Source organism: Rubrivivax gelatinosus IL144, from assembly GCF_000284255.1.
Classification (GTDB): Bacteria; Pseudomonadota; Gammaproteobacteria; order Burkholderiales; family Burkholderiaceae_C; genus Rubrivivax; species Rubrivivax gelatinosus_A.
Window position 1 is genome coordinate 4,945,225 of sequence record NC_017075.1, and the last position, 19,110, is coordinate 4,964,334.

At 71.6% G+C, this 19,110-nt stretch carries 19 protein-coding genes; 6 read left to right on the plus strand and 13 right to left on the minus strand.

The annotated features are described in order from the left end of the window. The first annotated feature begins 142 nt into the window (after positions 1–142). Both RGE_RS22530 and RGE_RS22535 read left to right on the plus strand, forming a co-directional pair. On the plus strand, positions 143–1,027 hold the full coding sequence (locus tag RGE_RS22530; protein ID WP_148280258.1) for a hypothetical protein: 885 nt from the start codon (positions 143–145) through the stop codon (positions 1,025–1,027). A 36-nt stretch (positions 1,028–1,063) separates the two neighbouring features. After that, positions 1,064–1,681 carry a DUF1294 domain-containing protein gene (locus RGE_RS22535; RefSeq protein ID WP_014430800.1) on the plus strand — a complete coding sequence of 206 codons (618 nt, stop codon included), beginning with the start codon at positions 1,064–1,066 and terminating at the stop codon, positions 1,679–1,681. Between the two features lie 10 nt (positions 1,682–1,691). On the opposite strand, the gene RGE_RS22540 is transcribed toward RGE_RS22535, so the two are convergent. From RGE_RS22540 to RGE_RS22555, 4 genes are all read right to left on the minus strand, one after another. Then, complete coding sequence (locus RGE_RS22540) at positions 1,692–2,711, minus strand: sulfate/molybdate ABC transporter ATP-binding protein (RefSeq protein ID WP_014430801.1); 1,020 nt, start codon at positions 2,709–2,711, stop codon at positions 1,692–1,694. Beyond that, positions 2,701–3,594 carry a sulfate ABC transporter permease subunit CysW gene (gene cysW / locus RGE_RS22545; protein ID WP_232505040.1) on the minus strand — a complete coding sequence of 298 codons (894 nt, stop codon included), beginning with the start codon at positions 3,592–3,594 and terminating at the stop codon, positions 2,701–2,703. The genes RGE_RS22540 and cysW overlap by 11 nt, the downstream gene beginning before the upstream one ends. A gap of 41 nt (positions 3,595–3,635) precedes the next feature. Beyond that, the gene (gene cysT, locus RGE_RS22550; protein ID WP_014430803.1) at positions 3,636–4,472 is read right to left on the minus strand and encodes a sulfate ABC transporter permease subunit CysT; all 837 of its coding nucleotides are present in this window, start codon (positions 4,470–4,472) and stop codon (positions 3,636–3,638) included. A gap of 176 nt (positions 4,473–4,648) precedes the next feature. Next, complete coding sequence (locus tag RGE_RS22555; protein WP_014430804.1) at positions 4,649–5,662, minus strand: sulfate ABC transporter substrate-binding protein; 1,014 nt, start codon at positions 5,660–5,662, stop codon at positions 4,649–4,651. Positions 5,663–5,854: 192 nt separating this feature from the next. Between RGE_RS22555 and bchO the strand changes: the two genes are divergently transcribed. Next, a complete protein-coding gene (gene bchO, locus RGE_RS22560) occupies positions 5,855–6,703 on the plus strand; it encodes an alpha/beta fold hydrolase BchO (RefSeq protein ID WP_014430805.1) in 849 nt (282 codons plus the stop codon). A gap of 22 nt (positions 6,704–6,725) precedes the next feature. Then, positions 6,726–7,370: a histidine phosphatase family protein gene (locus tag RGE_RS22565; RefSeq protein ID WP_014430806.1), complete on the plus strand. Its 645-nt coding sequence runs from the start codon at positions 6,726–6,728 to the stop codon at positions 7,368–7,370. Positions 7,371–7,372: 2 nt separating this feature from the next. Here RGE_RS22565 and RGE_RS24220 read toward each other — a convergent pair whose 3' ends face one another. Beyond that, positions 7,373–7,558 (minus strand): hypothetical protein, encoded by a 186-nt coding sequence (locus tag RGE_RS24220; RefSeq protein WP_014430807.1) that lies wholly within the window; start codon positions 7,556–7,558, stop codon positions 7,373–7,375. 141 nt (positions 7,559–7,699) lie between these two features. Between RGE_RS24220 and RGE_RS22570 the strand changes: the two genes are divergently transcribed. Next, on the plus strand, positions 7,700–9,277 hold the full coding sequence (locus tag RGE_RS22570) for a M4 family metallopeptidase (RefSeq protein ID WP_014430808.1): 1,578 nt from the start codon (positions 7,700–7,702) through the stop codon (positions 9,275–9,277). Between the two features lie 21 nt (positions 9,278–9,298). On the opposite strand, the gene RGE_RS22575 is transcribed toward RGE_RS22570, so the two are convergent. From RGE_RS22575 to ssb, 8 genes are all read right to left on the minus strand, one after another. Continuing rightward, on the minus strand, positions 9,299–10,294 hold the full coding sequence (locus tag RGE_RS22575; RefSeq protein WP_014430809.1) for an SLAC1 anion channel family protein: 996 nt from the start codon (positions 10,292–10,294) through the stop codon (positions 9,299–9,301). A gap of 122 nt (positions 10,295–10,416) precedes the next feature. After that, a complete protein-coding gene (locus RGE_RS22580; RefSeq protein WP_014430810.1) occupies positions 10,417–10,707 on the minus strand; it encodes a metal-sensing transcriptional repressor in 291 nt (96 codons plus the stop codon). Between the two features lie 54 nt (positions 10,708–10,761). Beyond that, the gene (locus RGE_RS22585) at positions 10,762–10,977 is read right to left on the minus strand and encodes a YgaP family membrane protein (protein ID WP_014430811.1); all 216 of its coding nucleotides are present in this window, start codon (positions 10,975–10,977) and stop codon (positions 10,762–10,764) included. A gap of 2 nt (positions 10,978–10,979) precedes the next feature. Continuing rightward, entirely contained in the window at positions 10,980–14,198 is a 3,219-nt protein-coding gene (locus RGE_RS22590) for an efflux RND transporter permease subunit (protein WP_014430812.1), read from the minus strand. 26 nt (positions 14,199–14,224) lie between these two features. After that, positions 14,225–15,283: an efflux RND transporter periplasmic adaptor subunit gene (locus tag RGE_RS22595; RefSeq protein WP_014430813.1), complete on the minus strand. Its 1,059-nt coding sequence runs from the start codon at positions 15,281–15,283 to the stop codon at positions 14,225–14,227. A gap of 90 nt (positions 15,284–15,373) precedes the next feature. After that, positions 15,374–15,763 (minus strand): hypothetical protein, encoded by a 390-nt coding sequence (locus RGE_RS22600; RefSeq protein WP_014430814.1) that lies wholly within the window; start codon positions 15,761–15,763, stop codon positions 15,374–15,376. A 28-nt stretch (positions 15,764–15,791) separates the two neighbouring features. Then, a complete protein-coding gene (locus RGE_RS22605) occupies positions 15,792–16,358 on the minus strand; it encodes an NUDIX hydrolase (protein ID WP_043784390.1) in 567 nt (188 codons plus the stop codon). A 78-nt stretch (positions 16,359–16,436) separates the two neighbouring features. Then, the gene (gene ssb, locus RGE_RS22610; RefSeq protein ID WP_014430816.1) at positions 16,437–16,937 is read right to left on the minus strand and encodes a single-stranded DNA-binding protein; all 501 of its coding nucleotides are present in this window, start codon (positions 16,935–16,937) and stop codon (positions 16,437–16,439) included. 188 nt (positions 16,938–17,125) lie between these two features. Here ssb and recQ point away from each other — a divergent pair, with 188 nt between their 5' ends. After that, positions 17,126–19,039, plus strand: coding sequence for a DNA helicase RecQ (gene recQ, locus RGE_RS22615; protein WP_014430817.1), 1,914 nt, complete (start codon positions 17,126–17,128; stop codon positions 19,037–19,039). Positions 19,040–19,110 lie beyond the last annotated feature (71 nt).

Genomic DNA, 19,110 nt, shown 5'->3' on the forward strand with positions numbered 1-19,110 from the left:
TTCGATTTCCTGAGTGTCGAATGCGATCGGACCGCCAACACGACCCCAATTCCGGGGACGAACACTCGTGTTCGTGCGGCCGCGCAGGACCGGCACGATACGATCGAATGACATCGAAAAAAGCACTCAGGGAGAGATGCGAATGGCGGGGAAACTCGAATGGCTGGCCGCAAGGCCTGCACGCGCCGTGGCCGGCGTGGCGCTCGTCGGCGCCCTCGCGGCGTGCGGCGGCGGGGTCGTGGACGACAACGGCGAAGCGGATCACCTCGTTTGTGCGACGGGATGCAAACCCTCCAGTTCGCTGAAAACGAACGAACTCCGCGCGTATTTCGCCGTCGTCGGCGATGGCTCCAGCGTGCAAGCGCAGGCTGGTTTCAGCACCGGCAGCGACCTGCGCTTCAATGTCGAGATCGACGGCGGCGACAGCCTGCGGCTGGTCACGCCCAAGGGAAGCCAAGGCTTCCATATCCCGGGAGGAGACATCACGACGCTCCTCGGCGACGCCCTGATCACGCTGATCACCGGGGCAAAGCCTTATGTGTCCAAGATCGATCCGTCGTCGGGCGTCACGCCATTGCGCTTCGAGTTCGTTCGCGGCACCACGACCGAGGTCTCGACGGTGGAGTTGCCGGCGCCATTCGACATCTTGAGTCCCGCGTCGCGAACGACGCTGCCCATCACGCAGCGCACGCTGCCCATCCGCTTGAGCGCGGCGGAGGTGGGCTCGTCGCATTACGCCAGCATCGATTGCACCGACGTCAACGGCAACAAGGGCAGTGGCTCACCCGGACTGGGCGTGGTGTCCGGCAGTCTCGCCAGCGACACGTCCGGCGTGTCTTATTCGCTGGATCTGGGCAAGGCGATCGATGGACTCAGCTTCTCGAGCACTTATCCGCGTGGCGCGGTGGCGCGCTGCGACGTCAAGCTCCAAGTGGTCGTGCAGAGGGTGGGCCAGGCCGACCCGGCGTTCGCCTCGGCCGAGGTCTACGCGAAGCAGGCCCGGTCGGTCTCGATCGCTCTGCGCTAAGGCGTCCCCGCTGCGGGACAGCCGCTCGACGTCCCGATGCGCTTAGCCGGCAGGCTCACCCGCTGGAACGACGAGCGTGGCTTCGGCACGATCGAGTCGACCCAGGGCGGCGAGCCGATCTTCATGCACGTCTCGGCATGGCCCAAGGGCGAGCCGCGGCCGCGGCTCGGCCAGGCGGTGTCGTTCGAGATCGAACTCGGGCCCAAGGGCAAGCGCGCGTGCAAGGTCCAGCCCCTCGCGCAGCGGCGCACGCCGCCGCGGGCGCCCCGCGCGCGCCCGGCGCCTTGGGGCACCGCGACGCTGTTCACGATCCCCGCCTTCCTGCTGCTGTACCTGGGCCTCTCGGTGCTCTGGGGACTGCCCCGGTGGGTCGGCGGGCTGTACCTCGCGGCCAGCTTGGTCAGCGTCGTGGCCTACGCGCTGGACAAGTCGGCCGCCGAACGCGGCGCCTGGCGCACGCCGGAGAGCACGCTGCACGCGCTGGCGCTGCTCGGTGGCTGGCCGGGCGCGCTGCTGGCGCAGCAGTGGCTGCGCCACAAGTCGAGCAAGCCGGCCTTCCGCCGCGTGTTCTGGGCGACGGTGATGCTCAACGTGGCGGCGCTGGCGGTGCTCGGCTCGCCGCTGGGTGCGGCGCTCGTCGGCGCCGCGAGCTGAGCCGCGCCGCCTAAACGCTGCCCGCCACGAAGCGCGTCACGCGCCGCGGCCGCAGGTGGTAGTGGCCGCCGACGGCCAGCCCCAGGCGCTCGCGCAGCGCGACGTAGTCGGCGCGCAGCATCTCGACGTCGACGAAGCCGCCGTCGTCGCCACGGCGGAACTCCAGCCGCGTGTGCGCGCCCACCGTCAGCGTGTGCGCCAGCGTCGCCGGCAGCGCGTCGGGCGCGGCGTCGCCCAGGATGTCCAGCTCGTGCGGGCGCACGTAGCCGGTCTCGCCGTCGGGCACGCCGAAGCGGCCGCGGAACAGGTTCACGTCGCCCAGGAACTGCAGCACGAAAGGCGTCGCCGGATGGTCGTAGACCTGGTCCGGAGCGCCTTCCTGCTCGATGCGGCCGGCGTTCATCACGACGACGCGGTCGGCGACTTCCATCGCCTCTTCCTGGTCGTGGGTGACGAAGACGCTGGTGACATGCACCTCGTCGTGCAGCCGGCGCAGCCAGCGGCGCAGCTCCTTGCGCACCTTGGCGTCGAGCGCGCCGAAGGGCTCGTCGAGCAGCAGCACCTTGGGCTCGACGGCCAGCGCACGCGCCAGCGCCACGCGCTGGCGCTGGCCGCCGGAGAGCTGGTGCGGATAGCGGTCGAGCAGCGGGCCCAGCTGCACCAGCTCCAGCAGCTCGGTCACCTTGCGCCGGATCGTCGCGTCGTCGGGGCGCCGGTGTTTGGGGCGCACGCGCAGGCCGAAGGCGACGTTCTCGAAGATCGTCATGTGGCCGAACAGCGCGTAGTGCTGGAAGACGAAGCCGACGTTGCGCTCGCGCACGTCGGTGTTCGTCGCGTCCTCGCCGTGGAAGTGCACGCTGCCCGAATCAGGCACTTCGAGCCCGGCGATGATGCGCAGCAGCGTCGTCTTGCCCGAGCCCGAGGGGCCCAGCAGCGCGACCAGTTCGCCGGACGGGATGTCGAGGTTGAGGTCGTCGCAGACGACCGTGCTGCCGAAACGCTTCTTCAGGTTGCGGACTTCAATGCTCACCGGCAGCTCCCTTCATCGTCGCCTTCACGCGCTGCTCGACGGCGTACTTCAGCACCAGCGTGACCAGCGCCAGCGCCGCGAGCAGCGACGCGACCGCGAAAGCGGCGGCGAACTGGTATTCGTTGTAGAGGATCTCGATGTGCAGCGGCATCGTGTTGGTCTCGCCGCGGATGTGGCCGCTGACGACGCTGACGGCGCCGAACTCGCCCATCGCGCGCGCGTTGCAGAGGATCACGCCGTACAGCAGCGCCCACTTCACGTTGGGCAGCGTCACGCGGCGGAAGATCTGCCAGCCGCCGGCGCCGAGCACACGCGCCGCCTCCTCCTGCTCGACGCCTTGGGCCTGCATCAGCGGGATCAGCTCGCGCGCGACGAAGGGGAAGGTGACGAAGACGGTGGCCAGCACGATGCCGGGCACGGCGAAGATGATCTTCAGGTCATGGTCGCGCAGCCACTCGCCGAACCAGCCCTGCATGCCGAAGACGAGCACGTAGATCAGGCCGGCGATCACCGGGCTCACCGAGAACGGCAGGTCGATCAGCGTCAGCAGCAGGTTCTTGCCGCGGAAGTCGAACTTGGCGATGCACCAGGCCGCGGCGATGCCGAACACGAGGTTCAGCGGCACGCTGATCACCGCCGCCAGCAGCGTCAGCTTGACCGCCGACAGCGCGTCGGGCTCGACGATGGCCGCCAGGTAGACCGCCCAGCCTTTCTTCAGCGCCTCGTGGAAGACGGTGGCCAGCGGCACGAAGAGGAACAGCGTCAGGAACACCAGCGCGGTGCCGATCAGCAGCCGGCGCACCCAGGCCGGCTCCTCGGTGGCGCCCAGGCGGCGTTCGACCGCGGGTGCCGCCGTCGGCCAGGATTCGGTCTTGCGCCGCACGACGGCGCGCCAGCCGCCACGCAGCCGAGTGGTCGTCGTATTCACACGCCCCCCTGGCGTTTACGCGCCCAGGCCTGCAGCGCGTTGATGACCAGCAGCAGCACGAAGGACACCGTCAGCATCACCACCGCCACCGCGGTGGCGCCGGCGTAGTCGTACTGCTCGAGCTTGGTGATGATGATCAGCGGCGTGATCTCGCTGACCATCGGCATGTTGCCGGCGATGAAGATCACCGAGCCGTACTCGCCCAGCGCACGCGCGAAGGCGAGCGCGAAGCCGGTCAAGAGCGCCGGCATGACGATCGGCAGCACCACCTGTGTCACCGTCTGCCAGCGCGTCGCGCCCAGCGTCGCGGCGGCTTCCTCGAACTCGCGGTTCACGTCTTCCAGCACCGGCTGCACGGTGCGCACGACGAAGGGCAGGCCGATGAAGACCAGCGCGACGAAGACGCCGACCGGCGTGAACGCCACCTTGAACGGCAGCCACTGGCCGATGGCGCCGTTCTGGGCATAGATCGCGGTCAGCGCGATGCCGGCCACCGCGGTCGGCAGCGCGAACGGCAGGTCCACGAGCGCGTCGACCAGGCGCCGGCCCGGGAAGCGGTAGCGCACCAGCACCCAGGCGACGAGCAGGCCGAACACGGCGTTGACCAGCGCCGCCGCGAGCGAGGCGCCGAAGGTCAGCCGGTAGGAGGCGACGACACGCGGCGACATCGTCGCGGCGACGAAGGCGTCCCAACTCAGCGTCGCCGTCTTCAGGAAGGCGGCCGACAGCGGCACCAGCACCAGCAGGCACACGTACAGCAGCGCGAAGCCGAACGCGAGGTCGAAGCCGGGCAGGACGGTGTGGCGGCGCAGCAGCGCGCGTGAGAACGGCATCAGGCCTCCACGCGCCGTGCCGTGCGCACGCGCTTCATCGGTTTGCTCATGGGAAGGGGCGAAATACGAAGCTGAACGCATCGTAGGCAGCACATGACGGCCGCCTACGAAGCGTTTCGAGGATCGTTATGCGAGCGGCGTCTGTCCCCGCGGATGCGGGCGCCGGCCCGCGGGGGTCACTTGCGCACGTAGATCTGGTCGAAGGTGCCGCCGTCGGCGAAGTGCGTCTGCTGCGCCTTGGCCCAGCCGCCGAACACCTGGTCGATCGTGAACAGCGTGACCTTGGGGAACTGCTTTTCGTACTTCGCCGCCGCCTTCGGATCGATCGGGCGGTAGTAGTTCTGCCCGGCGATGTCCTGGCCTTCGGGCGAGTACAGGTACTCCAGGTAGGCCTGGGCGACGGCGCGTGTGCCCTTGCGGTCGACGACCTTGTCGACCACGGCCACCGGCGGCTCGGCCAGGATGGACAGCGAGGGCGCGACGATGTCGAACTTGTCCGGGCCCAGCTCCTTCAGCGCCAGCAGCGCCTCGTTCTCCCAGGCCAGCAGCACGTCGCCGACGCCGCGTTCGACGAAGGTCGTCGTCGCGCCGCGCGCGCCGCTGTCGAGCACCGGCACGTTCGCCAGGATCTTGCCGACGAACTCCTTGGCCTTGGCTTCGGAGCCGTACTTCTTCTGCGCGTAGCCCCAGGCGGCGAGATAGTTCCAGCGTGCGCCGCCGGAGGTCTTGGGGTTCGGCGTGATGACCGAGATGCCGGGCTTGATCAGGTCGTCCCAGTCCTTGATGCCCTTCGGGTTGCCCTTGCGCACCAGGAACACGATGGTCGAGGTGTAGGGCGCGCTGTTGTGCTTCAGGCGCTTCTGCCAGTCGGGCGCCAGCAGCTTGGCCTTTTCCGCGATCTCGTCGATGTCGTAGGCCAGCGCCAGCGTCACGACGTCGGCGTCCAGGCCGTCGATGACCGAACGCGCCTGCTTGCCCGAGCCGCCGTGCGACTGCTTGATCGTCACGTTGTCGCCGGTCTTGGCCTTCCAGTGGGCGGCGAAGGCCTTGTTGAAGTCCTGGTAGAGCTCGCGCGTCGGGTCGTAGGAGACGTTCAGCAGCGTCACGTCCTTGGCCCAGGCGCCGGCAGCGGCGACGGCCAGCGTGGCGGCGGCCAGCGTGGCGCGCCAAGGGAATCGGGTGATGTTCATGCAGGATCCGTTCGGTCGGGGATGCAGTCCATGCTAGGAACGAGGAAGCAAGCGAAGAACGAATGAAATCGCCGATCCTTATGCGTTTTGCGCCCATTGCCGCCCAGCCGCACGGCTTGCGCCCGGTGAAGCGGGGTGCCGCGGCGGGCGGCTATGCTCGGCCGCCATGCCCTGTCTTGCTTGCGCTCCGCGATGAGCCTGCCCCCCGCCGACTGGCCGCTGCGTGAGTTCAGCCGCTCGGTGCGCACCGGCGAAGTCGACTGGCACGTGCAGGTCGCCGGCCGCGGCCCGGTGATCCTGCTGCTGCACGGCTCGGGCGGCTCCTCGCACTCGTTCGCCGGCATGCTGCCGCACCTGGTGGCGCACGGCACCGTCGTCGCACCCGACCTGCCGGGCCACGGCTTCACGACCGGCGCCCGCTTCGACGCGCTGACGCTGCCGCGGCTGCGCGAAGCCATCGCCTCGCTGCTGCTGGCGCTGGAGCTGCCGCGCCCGGCACTGGTCGCCGGACATTCGGCCGGCGCCGCGCTGGCGCTGCGCTGGGCGCTGGACGCGCCGCGGCCGCCGAAGGCGGTGTTGGGCTTCGCGCCTTCGCTGGTGGCGCCGCCCGCTTATTACATGCAGTGGATGGCGCCGCTGGTGCATCCGTTCGCGACCTCGGCGCCGGTGACCTCGATGCTGGCCTGGGCCGTGGGCCCCACCGGCATGCTCGACTGGCTGCTCGACTCCACCGGCAGCAAGCTGCCCGAGGCCGAACGCCGCCTCTATCGCACGCTGTTCGCGCAGCCGACGCACGTGCGCGGCGCCATGAGCTTCATGGCCGCCGCCGACCTGCCCTCGCTGCTGCCGGGCTGCGCCGCGCTGCCCTGCCCGGCGGCCTTCGTGCTCGGCCGCGAGGACGGCTGGATCCGCGAGCGACCGCTGCGCCGCGTGCTGCAGCGCCACCTGCCGCAGGCCGAGGTGCAGACCTGGCCCGGCGGCCATCTGCTGCACGAGCAGAGCCCCGAACGCGCCGCCCGGCGGCTCATCGAACTGCTTTGAGCCGGCGGCATACTCGCCGGCGATGACCGAATTCCTCTTCATCCGCCACGGCGAGACCGACTGGAACCGCCAGCAGCGTTTCCAGGGCCGCATCGACGTCCCGCTCAACGCCACCGGCCGCCTGCAGGCCGAACGCCTGGCCGAACGGCTGGCCCCGGAGCCGGTCGACGCGCTCTACGCCAGCGACCTCGTACGCGCGATGCAGACCGCCCAGCCGCTGGCCCGCGCCTGGAAGCTGGACACGCGCCCCGAACCGGGGCTGCGCGAACAAGGCTTCGGCATCCTCGAAGGCCTGGACGTGCCGACGATCCGCGTCGAACACGCCGATCTGTGGGCGCGCTGGATCGAACGCCGCGCCGACTTCGCCTTGCCCGGCGGCGAGAGCGTGCGCGACTTCAGCACGCGCGTGCTCGGCGCCGTCGCCCGCCTGGCCGCCGCGCACGAGGGCGGCCGCGTCGCCGTCGTCACGCACGGCGGCGTGCTCGACATGCTGTGGCGCCACGCCCGCGGCGAAGCGCTGGATGGCGCCCGCGCCTGCCTGATCCCGAACACCGGCCTGAACCGGCTGCGCTGGCACGACGGCGCGCTGACGATCGAGGCCTGGGGCGACGACGCCCACATTGCCGACCTGCCGGGGACGGCGCCGGTGACGCCGCTGGCGCGCTGAGTTCAGCGCTCGGGTGCGCCCGGCTGCGGCAGCGCCGGGTCTTCGGCCGCGGCGGCGTCGGTCACCGGGCGGCTCACGGCCTTGCCCAGCGACTCCAGCACGCCGTCGTCGGCGCCCTTGGGCGAAGGCTGACCGCCCGGGTCGGCTGCGGGGTCCGGGCGCGGATCGGGGGGAGTGGGTGTGTTCATGTCGGCCTGATGGCAATCGGGAATCCCACGCCCCCTAACCCCCACGAATGCGCGGCCCGGCCCGCGGGATTCGGCTCCTAGGATGGCTCGCGCCTTGCGTGGCGTGACCAAAGACAACATCAAGACAGGAGCGAAACCCCCGTGACCCAGACTTCCTCGCGGCGTGTCCGCATCACGTTCTCGATCCTCGCCGCAGCCGCGGCCCTGGCCACCACGACGGCAGGCGCCGCACCGAGTGCCGACCAGAGCCGCGCCGCCAGCGCGCGTGCGCTGTCCCACGTGCAGGCCTATGCCGGCCGCACGCTGCACGGCGCCGGCCAGACCTGGGCCGTGCGCAACATGGTCATCGACGCCGACGGCCGCGAGCACGTGCGCCTGGACCGCCGCTACCGTGGCCTGCGCGTCATCGGTGGCGACGTCGTCGTGCACGGCAGCCGCAGCGGCGCTTTCCTCGACGCCACGCTGACGCTGCGCCGCGCCCTGACGCTGGGCACCAAGCCCGGCCGCAGTGCCGCCGACGCGCTGCGCACGGCGCTGGCGACGCACAGCGGTGCACTGCGCCAGGCGCCCGAGCTCGTCGTGCACGCGCGCGGCGACCGCCCGGTGCTGGCCTGGGACGTGGTGCTCGACAGCGAAGGCGAGGACGGCACGCCCAGCGCGCTGCACGTCATCGTCGACGCCGCCAGCGCCCAGGTCATCGAGAGCTGGGACGACATCCAGACCGCGCCGGCCGCCGGCACCGGCAACTCGCTGTTCCTGGGCAGCGTGCCGCTGACGACCGAGAGCTCGGGCAGCAGCTACGTGCTCAAGGACACGACGCGCGGGGGCCAGAACACTGTCGACATGAACAACCGCGGCTTCGGCACCGGCAAGGCGCTGAGCGACAGCGACAACGTCTGGGGCAACGGCACGACCAGCGACCGCGCGACGGTGGCCGTCGACGCGCAGTACGGCGTCGCGATGACCTGGGACTACTTCCAGAACGTGCACGGCCGCAACGGCATCGCCGACAACGGCGTCGGCGCGCAGAGCCGCGTGCACTACAAGCGCAACTACGCCAACGCGTTCTGGAGCGACAGCTGCTTCTGCATGACCTTCGGCGACGGCAACTCCAGCATCTACCCGCTCGTGTCGCTGGACGTCGCGGGCCACGAGATGTCGCACGGCGTGACCTCGCGCACCGCCGGCCTGGTCTATTCCGGCGAGTCCGGCGGCCTGAACGAGGCCACCAGCGACATCTTCGGCACGATGGTCGAGTTCTACGCCGCCAACGCCAAGGACACGCCCGACTACCTGATGGGCGAGAAGCTGTTCAAGAACGGCACCGGCTTCATCCGCTCGATGATCCAGCCGAGCAGCGACGGTGCCTCGGCCGACTGCTGGTACTCGGGCCTGTCCTCGCTGGACGTGCACTACAGCTCGGGCGTCGCCAACCACTTCTTCTACCTGCTCGCCGAAGGCACGACCGCCGGCCAGCCCAGCCGCACCTGCAGCGCGTCGAACACGCGCGTGGCCAACGGCACCGGCACGCTCGCGGGCATCGGCCACGGCAAGGCCGAGAAGATCTGGTACCGCGCACTGACGGTCTACATGACCTCCAGCACCAACTACGCCGCCGCCCGCAGCGCCACGCTGTCGGCCGCCGCCGACCTCTACGGCGCCGGCTCGGCCGAAGTGAACGCGGTGGCCGCCGCCTGGAGCGCGGTGAACGTCAACTGAGCGTGACCGGCCGGCGGCGGTTCAGGCCGCCGCCGGCTGGATCGTCGCCACCGGCTCGGGCGCCAGCAGCGAGCCGTCGCGCAGGCCGCGCCAGGTCGCCAGCGACAGCCAGGCGATGACCAGCGAGGCCAGCGCCAGCACCACCGGCGCGAAGCCGGCCAGCGCGCTGCCCGGCTCGGCCAGGCGCAGCGTCAGCGCCGCAAAAGCCGCCAGCGGGAACGACAGCCCCCAGTGCGGCAGCGCGAAGGGCAGCGCCGCGATGCGCCGCGCCTGCGTGCCCGCCCAGACGACGGCGAACGCCGCCGCGCCCCAGCACATCCAGGCCAGCAGCGCCGAGGCGCCGAACTGCAGCGCCGACAGCCCGACCACCGCCGGCGGCGCGACGAGGATGAAGGCCGTCGGCCGGAAGCGTTCCGGCCAGGGCCCGCGCAGCGCGACACGCGTGGCCAGCAGGCCGATGACCACCGGCCAGAACACGAGGCCGACGCCGAACTGCGCCGCCGACCATTCGACGCGCCCCAGCGGCACGCCGGCCAAGGGCGCCAGCACGTTGCCGACCACCGGGATCAGCATCGCCGGCGTGACGCCGGGCCACTGCAGGCCGCCGGACTGGGCGTCGTGCCACCAGTGCTGCAGCACCCAGACGGTGACCGCGAGCTGGACCATGCAGCCCAGCCACCAGACGGCTTCGATCCAGCGCGCGGGCCCCAGCAGCGCCGTGGCCACCGTCGCCAGCAGGATCACCGCCACCGGCATCGCGGCGACGAAGGGGTAGCGCACAGGGTGCCGGCGGTCCTCGCGCCAGGCCTCGGGGTGGCGCGACAGCCGAAGCCCGAAGGCGACGGCGAGCACGGCGAAGACCAGCGCTGCCAGCACGCCGAGCGCGAGTGCGATCGCGCCGGCCATCTCGCCCATCAGCGGCACCGCGCGATACCAGGCGAGCGACAGGCCGCACAAGCCCATCACGACGGTGAACCAGCCGGGGTGGAGGTACTTCAGCGGGGCGGAACGGGACATGGCGATGCCGGTTGTCGCCGGCATGCGCCGGGCGGCGCCATGCCGGTCGGCCCTGCGTCGGCAGGGTCGGGGTGGATCTCAGGCGGGCCGGCGGGCGCCCGCGCGCGTGTCGGCCGGCGCGCTCAGCGCACCTTGGACAGCAGGTTCTGCACGTCGGCCAGCACGGCGGCGAGGTCGTCCTCGCGCGCGTCGGACAGTTCCAGGCGCTGCTGCAGCTCCTGCTGCATGAAGCACACCGTCATGCGCACGTAGGTGCTGTCCAGCGCCTTGCGCACGGCCGACATCTGGCCGGCGATCTCGAGGCAGGGTTCGCCTTCTTCGATCATGCGCTGGATACCCCGCAACTGCCCCTCGGCCCGCTTCAGGCGGTTCAGGATGTCGGTACGGCTGGTGGTGTCGACGAGCGAGCTCATGGGGCAGGGCTCCGGGGACGGGGCGGATGGGTCTTGTGGCCCCATTGTCGTACCTCAAGCACTTTTCGTGACGGGGACGCCCAGCTTCCTGAGCACGATGCCCAGCGGACAGACCTCGGTGAAGCCGAACTGGAACAGGTTCAGGCCGACGAAGGCGGTGAAGGCGAGCCACCACTGGCTGACGAACAACGGGCTCGCCGGCGCGCCCAGCGCCAGCGAGATCAGGATGAAGCTGCCCGCGAAGACGCGGATCAGGCGGTCGACGGTCATCGTCACGCTCCTTCGGTTGCGGTGGGGCCCTCGTGGCGCCGGCGGAACAGCGCGTAGTACAGGACCGGGATCACGACCAGCGTCAGCAGCGTCGACACGGCGATGCCGAAGAGCAGCGAGATCGCCAGGCCGTTGAAGATCGGGTCGTCGAGGATGAAGAGGGCGCCGGTCATCGCCGCCAGGCCGGTCAGCGCGATCGGCTGGGCGCGCACCGCGGCGGCGTCGATGACCGCCTGCTTGAACGCCACGCCGCGTGCGGCCTGCAGCTCGATGAAGTCGACGAGCAGGATCGAGTTGCGCACGATGATCCCGGCCAGCGCGATCATCCCGATCATCGAGGTGGCGGTGTACTGCATGCCCAGCAGCGCGTGGCCGGGCATCACGCCGATGATGGTCAGCGCGATCGGCGCCATGATCACCAGCGGCGCGAGGTAGCTGCGGAACTGGGCGACGACCAGCAGGTAGATCAGCACCAGCCCGACGCCGTAGGCCGCGCCCATGTCGCGGAAGGTCTCGTAGGTGATCTGCCACTCGCCGTCCCACTTCAGCGCGTACTCGGCGTAGGGGTTGGCGGGCTGGCGGATCCAGTACTCGCCCAGCGGGCCGGCGTTCGGCAGCGCGGCCTCGGCCAGGCGCGAGCGGATGCCGAACAGGCCGTACAGCGGCGAGTCGGGCGTCGTGCCGCCGGCACCGACGTCGCCGTAGACGTAGCTGACACCCTGCAGGTCCTTGGTGTAGAGCGGCTTGTCGACGACGCCGCGTTCGACACGCACCAGCTCCGACAGCGGTACCAGAGGGCCCGAGGCGCTGCGCAGCGGCAGCGCCAGCAGCGCGTCCAGCCCGACCTGGGCCTCGCGCGGCAGCTGCAGGCGCACCGGCACCGGGTACTTGGACTGGCCGTCGTGCAGCCAGGCGGCGTCGGCGCCCGACAGCGCGCCCTGCACCGTGGCCGCGATGTCGTCGGCGGCGATGCCCAGCGTGTCGGCACGCTGGCGGTTCACGCGCAGGAAGGCGCGCGGCGCGTCGGCGTGCAGCGAACTGTCGATCGAGCTCACGTCGGGCGTCGCGTGGAATGCCTGCTCCAGCCGCGAGGCGAGCTGCTGGCGGCCGGCTTCGTCGGGGCCGTAGACCTCGGCGACGATCGGGCTCATCACCGGCGGGCCGGGCGGCACCTCGACGAGCTTCAGCTTGGCGCCACGGCGCGCGGCGATCTGCTGCAGCTCCGGGCGCAGGCGCTGGGCGATGGCGTGGCTCTGCTCGTGGCGCTCGGACTTGTCGACCAGGTTGACCTGCAGCTCGCCCTGTTCGGCGTCGGCGCGCAGGTAGTACTGGCGCACCAGGCCGTTGAAGGTGATCGGGCTGGCGGTGCCGGCGTAACCCTGCAGGTCGCGCACCTCGGGCTGGGCGGCGAGGAAGGCGCCGAGCTCGTGCAGCGTCGCCGCGGTGTCTTCCAGCGGCGTGCCGGCCGGCATGTCGACGACGAGCGCGAACTCGCTCTTGTTGTCGAAGGGCAGCATCTTCAGCACCACCCACTGCACGGCGGCCAGGCCGACCGACAGCACGAGCGCCGCGACGATGCCCGCCAGCAGCAGCCAGCGCTTGCGTGCGCTGTCCAGCAGCGGCTGCAGCAGCCGCGTGAAGAGCGCCTGCAGCCGCCCGGCCAGCGCCTCGGCGCGGCCGCCGTGCGCCGCCGCGCCGTGCGGCTTCATCAGCTTGAGCGCCAGCCAGGGCGTCACCGTGAAGGCGATCGCCAGCGAGATCGCCATGCCCAGGCTGGAGTTGATCGGGATCGGGCTCATGTACGGGCCCATCAGCCCGCTGACAAAAGCCATCGGCAGCAGCGCCGCGATGACCGTCATCGTCGCCAGGATCGTCGGCCCGCCGACCTCGTCGACCGCGGCGGGGATGATCTCCACGAGCGGCCGGCCGGGCTCCAGGCGCTGGTGGCGGTGGATGTTCTCGACCACCACGATGGCGTCGTCGACGAGGATGCCGATCGAGAAGATCAGCGCGAACAGCGACACGCGGTTCAGCGTGAAGCCCCAGGCCCAGCTGGCGAACAGCGTCGCGGCCAGCGTCAGCACGACGGCGGCGCCGACGATCACCGCCTCGCGCCGCCCCAACGCCAGGCCGACGAGCAGGATCACCGAGCCGGTGGCGAAGACGAGCTTGCTGATCAGCTTGTTCGCCTTCTCGGCGGCGGTGGCGCCGTAGTCGCGCGTCACCGTGGCCTCGACGCCCTCGGGCAGCAGGCCGTTGCGCAAGGCGTCGACCCGTTCGCGTGCGGCGCGCGCGACGTCCACCGCATTCGTGCCGGGCTTCTTCGTCAGCGTCAGCGTCACCGCCGGGTGGCCGCCGGCCGTTCCGGCACCGCCGGGCGTGAACCAGACGTAGCGCGAGGGCTGGGCCGCGCCGTCGACGACCTCGGCCACCTCGCGCAGATAGACCGGGCGGCCGGCGTGCGTGCCGACGACCAGTTCGCCGACCTCGGCGGCCGAACGCAGGAACTCGCCGGTCTCGACGGTCAGCGCGCCGCCGCGTTCGTCGATCACGCTGCCGGCCGGCATGCCCTGGTTGGCGGCGGCCAGCGTCTGCTTCAGGCGCAGGATGTCGACGCCACGCTCGCGCAGCCGCGCCGGCTGCAGCGTCACCTGGACGACGCGGCCGGGGCCGCCGATCGTCTGCACCTCGCGCGCGCCGGGCACACGCTTCAGTTCGGCCTCCAGCGCGTGCGCGACACGCTCCAGGTCGGCGGCGGCGCGGTCGTCGCGGCTCCACAGCGTCAGCGCCAGCACCGGCACGTCGTCTATGCCCTTGGGCTTGACGATGGGCGGGAGCGTGCCCAGGCCGGCGGGCAGCCAGTTCTGGTTGGCGTCGAGCACGTCGTACAGGCGGACCAGCGCTTCGGTGCGGGGCACGCCGACCTCGAACTGCACGGTCAGCACGGCCAGGCCCGGGCGCGAGACCGAGAAGGTGTGCTCGATGCCGGCGATCCGGCCCAGCACCTGCTCGGCCGGGCGCGCGACCATGTTCTGCACGTCGGCCGACGAGGCGCCCGGGAACGGGATCAGCACGTTGGCCATCGTGACGTTGATCTGCGGCTCTTCCTCGCGCGGCGTGACCAGCACCGCGAACAGGCCCAGCAGCAGCGCGACCAGCGCCAGCAGCGGCGTGAGTGCGTTGGCCTGGAAGGCGCGCGCCAGACGGCCGGCGATGCCCATAGCGTTGTCGGCCACGGCGCGCTCCGTCACTTGGCAGCCAGCGCGCCGGCCAGGCCGGCACGCACGGCGTCGGCGGCGACACGTTCGCCGCCCTTCAGGCCGGCGAGGATCTCGACCGTGTCGCCTAGCGTCGCGCCGGCGCGCACCGCCTGCAGCACGAAGCCTTCGCCACGCTGCACGTAGACCGCGCTCAGCTCGCCACGGCGCAGCAGCGCCGCCGCCGGCACGGCCAGCCGGCCGGCGGGTGCGGCGGCGCCGGGCACGCCGGCGAAACGCACGCGCACGTTCTGGCCAGGCGCGAGGCCGGCGGTCGCCGCCGGCGGCAGATCCAGCCGCCATTCGACGGTCTGCGAGACGGCGTCGGTGGCCGGGAGTTCGGTCTTGGCGACCGGCGCGACACGTCGGCCGTCGGGCAGCACGATCTCGACGCCGGCCGCCGCACGCGCCGCCGCCGAACGCGAAGCCGGCAACTGCACGACGGCGCGCAGCGCGCCCGGCGCGTAGACGGTGGCGATCGCACGCCCGGCGCTGGCCAGGTCGCCGGCTTCGACATGCGTGGCCTGCACGACGGCGTCGAACGGCGCGACGACGGCGGTGAAACCTCGTGCCAGCGCCGCCTGTGCGCGCGCGGCACGCGCCTGCTCCAGGCCGGCCTGGGCGGCGTGCGCCTGGGTCTCTGCGGTGTCCAGCGCCGCCTGGCTGACGAAACCCTGGCTGCGCAGCTCGCGCGTGCGCTGCAGCTGCAGCGAGGCGTTGCGCCACTCGGCGTCGGCCTGGGCGACGCCGGCTTCGCCGCGCAGCAGCCCGGCCTGGGTGTCGCGTTCGTCGATGCGCGCGATCAGCTGGCCGGCCTTGACGCGCTCGCCGGCCTTCACCGCGAGCTGCAGCACGTTGCCCGAGACCTGGGCGGCGACGGTGCTCTGGCGCAGCGCCTGCAGGCTGGCGTCGATCTCGAAACCGCCGGCCGCGGCGGCCTGGCCGACGACGACGACCGGCACCGCCGGTGGCGCGGCCGACGCGGCCAGGCCGGCGAGCAGCGCCGGCAGCAGGGACGAGCGCACGACGGCGCGGACGATCGGGTTCATGCCGCCATCTTATCCGATACCCCACAGGGTATCAAACAGGTGCAGCTGAACCCGACCGGCGGCGTGCCGGATGTCGCGGGCGGCGGGATCTCAGCCGGGCAGGCCGGCGCAGGGATCGCGGCGCGGCATCGCCGGCACCGCGACGCCGCGCTCCTTGGCGCGCGCGGCCATCTCGGTGTGGTGCTGCTCGACGTAGGCGCGGCAGTCGGCGCCTGTCGTCATCGACCGCATCTTGGTCTGGTGCGCCGTGCGTTCCTCGGGCGTCATCAGCGCCCAGCCGGGCGTCACGCCCTGGCCCCAGCGCGCGGCACCGCGGCCGCCGCCCGGGCCCATGCCGCCACCCATTCCGCCTCCCATGCCGGGGCCGGCCCCCTGGACCGGCGCGCTGGCGGCACCGGCAGGCGCCGGCGTCTGGGCAAAAGCGGCCGCGGCGGCGAGGGCCGCAGCGGCGAACACGAAGGCATGGCGGATCGTCGACATCGTCGTCTCCTGGAGCGAGAGCCCCAATCTACCCCCCACGGTATCCAGGGGATTGATCCAGAGACAGACGCGAGGCGATACGCGCCAGCCGCGCCTGGCCGCGCACCGGCTCGGCGTCCAGCGCGAGCCAGCGTGTCGGCAGCTCGCCGCCGGACTGCACTTCGGCCGGCAGGCGCGCGAGAAAGCAGAAGTCCAGATGCAGGTGGCCGGGCTCGCCACGGCGCGGGTTCGGCGGGATGGCGTGCAGGTCGACGTCGACGGCGAGGTCGCCGAGCACCGCGGCGTCGGCGACGGCGTCGCCGCATTCCTCGCGCAGCTCGCGTTCGGCGGCCTGGCGCAGCGTCTCGCCGGGCTCGAGGTGGCCGCCGGGCTGCAGCAGCCGGCCCAGCGTCGGGTGCTCGACGAGCAGCGTGCGCCGGCCGTCGACATCGACGACGAAGACGCTGGCCGTCAGGTGCCAGGGAAAGCTCCAACGCCGGCCGTGGGCGGCGGTGACGGGCGCGCAGCGGTCGAAGGCCGCCCAGTCCAGGTCGGGGCGGGCGGCACGCGCCCGCGCGATCTCGGCCAGCACGGCGGCCAGCGGCAGGTCATGCATCACGGACAGAAGGCTCGGAAAAAGAAACGGCCCGCGCACCCGAAGGCGGCGGGCCGTGACGGCCAGCGGCCGACAGGCTCAGAACGGAATGTCGTCGTCCATGTCGTCGAAGCCGGTGCTCGACTTCTGCGGCGCCGGCGCGCGCGGCGCGGGGGCCTGCGGGCGCGGTGCCGGGGCGCGGCGGGCCGGCGGCGCGCCCATGTCGTCGCCACCGCCGTAGTCGCCGCCGCCACCGCCGCCGCCTTCACGGCCGCCGAGCAGCTGCATTTCCATCGCGATGATTTCGGTCGTGTACTTCTCGACGCCGTCCTTGTCGGTCCACTTGCGCGTCTTCAGACGGCCTTCGACGTAGACCGGGCGGCCCTTCTTCAGGTACTCGCCGGCGATCTCGGCCAGGCGGTCGTAGAAGACCACGCGGTGCCATTCGGTCTCTTCCTGGCGCTCGCCGCTGGTCTTGTCCTTCCACTGGCGGCTGGTGGCGATGGTGACGTTGCAGATCGCCGAGCCGCTGGGGGCGTAGCGCACTTCGGGGTCGCGGCCGAGGTTGCCGACGAGGATGACTTTGTTGACCGAGGCCATGGGGGATGCCCTCCTGGGGTGGGCGAAGACGAGAGGGAAGGACGGACGCCGGCGCGAAGGCCGGCACTGGGCGCCGATGATACCGGCCGGGCCCTCCTGGCGGGGCACTCCCCCCGCACGGTGGCTGGTTCCCCCTCCCGAGGGCGCGCCGGGCCGGCCGCACGGCTCGCGTACCATCCGGCCCCTCCATGAGTCCCGCCCCCGTCGAGGCCGATCCCGCGCAGCAGGTGCTGCACGAGGTGTTCGGCTACACCGCCTTCCGCGGCCGCCAGCGCGAGATCGTCGAACACGTGGCCGCCGGCGGCGACGCCCTGGTGCTGATGCCCACCGGCGGCGGCAAGAGCCTGTGCTACCAGGTGCCGGCGATCCTGCGCCACCGCGCCGGCCAGGGCGTCACCGTCGTCGTCTCGCCGCTGATCGCGCTGATGCACGACCAGGTCGGCGCGCTCGACGAAGTCGGCGTGCCGGCCGCCTTCCTGAACAGCACGCTCGACGGCGACGAGGCCCGGCGCATCGAACGCGAGCTGCTCGCCGGCCGCCTGGTGCTGCTCTACGCCGCGCCTGAACGCATCCTGACGCCGCGCTTCCTGGCGATGCTCGAGTCGCTGGCCGAACGCGATCGGCTGGCGCTGTTCGCGATCGACGAAGCGCACTGCGTCAGCCAGTGGGGCCACGACTTCCGCGAGGAGTACCTCGGCCTGTCGGCGCTGCACGAGCGTTTCCCGCAGGTGCCGCGCATGGCGCTGACGGCCACCGCCGACGCCCACACGCGCGAGGACATCGTCGCGCGGCTGAAGCTGGAGGACGCGCGCCGCTTCGTGTCCAGCTTCGACCGGCCGAACATCCGCTACACGATCGTCGAGAAGGACGAGCCCAAGCGCCAGCTGCTGCGTTTCCTGCGCGACGAGCACGAGGGCGACGCCGGCATCGTCTACTGCCAGAGCCGCAAGAAGGTCGAGGACACCGCCGCCTGGCTCAGCGCCGAAGGCATCCCGGCGCTACCGTATCACGCCGGCCTGGACGCCGAGACGCGCCGCCGCCACCAGGACCGCTTCCTGCGCGAGGACGCGCTGGTGATGGTCGCGACGATCGCCTTCGGCATGGGCATCGACAAGCCCGACGTGCGTTTCGTCGCCCACCTGGACCTGCCCAAGAACATCGAGGCCTATTACCAGGAGACCGGCCGCGCCGGCCGCGACGGCCTGCCCGCCGATGCCTGGATGACCTACGGCCTGGCCGACGTCGTCAACCAGCGCCGCATGATCGACGAGGGCGAGGCCGACGAGGAGTTCAAGCACCTGCAGCGCGGCAAGCTCGACGCGCTGCTGGCGCTGGCCGAGGCCCACGACTGCCGCCGCGTGCGGCTGCTCGGCTACTTCGGCGAGCGTTATGGCGGCGAAGACGACGGCGATGACGACTCCGGCGCCGTGCCCAGGCTGCGTTGCGGCAATTGCGACAACTGCCTGGCGCCGCCGGCCACCTGGGACGCCACCGAAGCCGCGCGCAAGGCGCTGTCCTGCGTCTACCGCTTCCGCCAGCAAGGCGGCCAGCGTTTCGGCGCCGGCCACCTCGTCGACGTGCTGCGCGGCAAGCAGACCGACAAGGTCGCGCAATACGGCCACGAGACGCTGTCGACCTTCGGCATCGGCGCCGACGTCGCCGAGTCGCAGTGGCGCGGCGTGCTGCGCCAGCTGATCGCGCTGGGCCATCTGCGCACCGAAGGCGAGTTCAACACGCTGGAGCTGACCGCCAGCGCGCGCGAGGTGCTGCGCGGCGAGGTGCAGCTGCTGCTGCGCGTGCCGGCCGAGACGCCGCGGCGCGGCCGCACGGCGCGCACGCGCGGCAGCGCCGACAAGCCGCCGCCGCTGCCGCTGGACGAAGCCGCGACGGCGCGCTTCACGGCGCTGAAAGCCTGGCGCGGCGAAGTGGCTCGGGAGCACAATGTTCCGGCCTATGTCGTCTTCCACGACGCGACGCTCGCCGAGATGGCGCGCGAGCGTCCGCAGACCTTGGACGACCTGGCGGGCATCAGCGGCGTCGGGGCGAAGAAACTCGAAGCCTACGGGGAGGAAATCCTTCGCGTACTGCGGCAAGGCGCTTGATCTGCGTCTATCCAGACGGGTCGCCGGGCCGGATACTTGATCATCAGGGGGACGCGCGCGGCCTGTCTCCC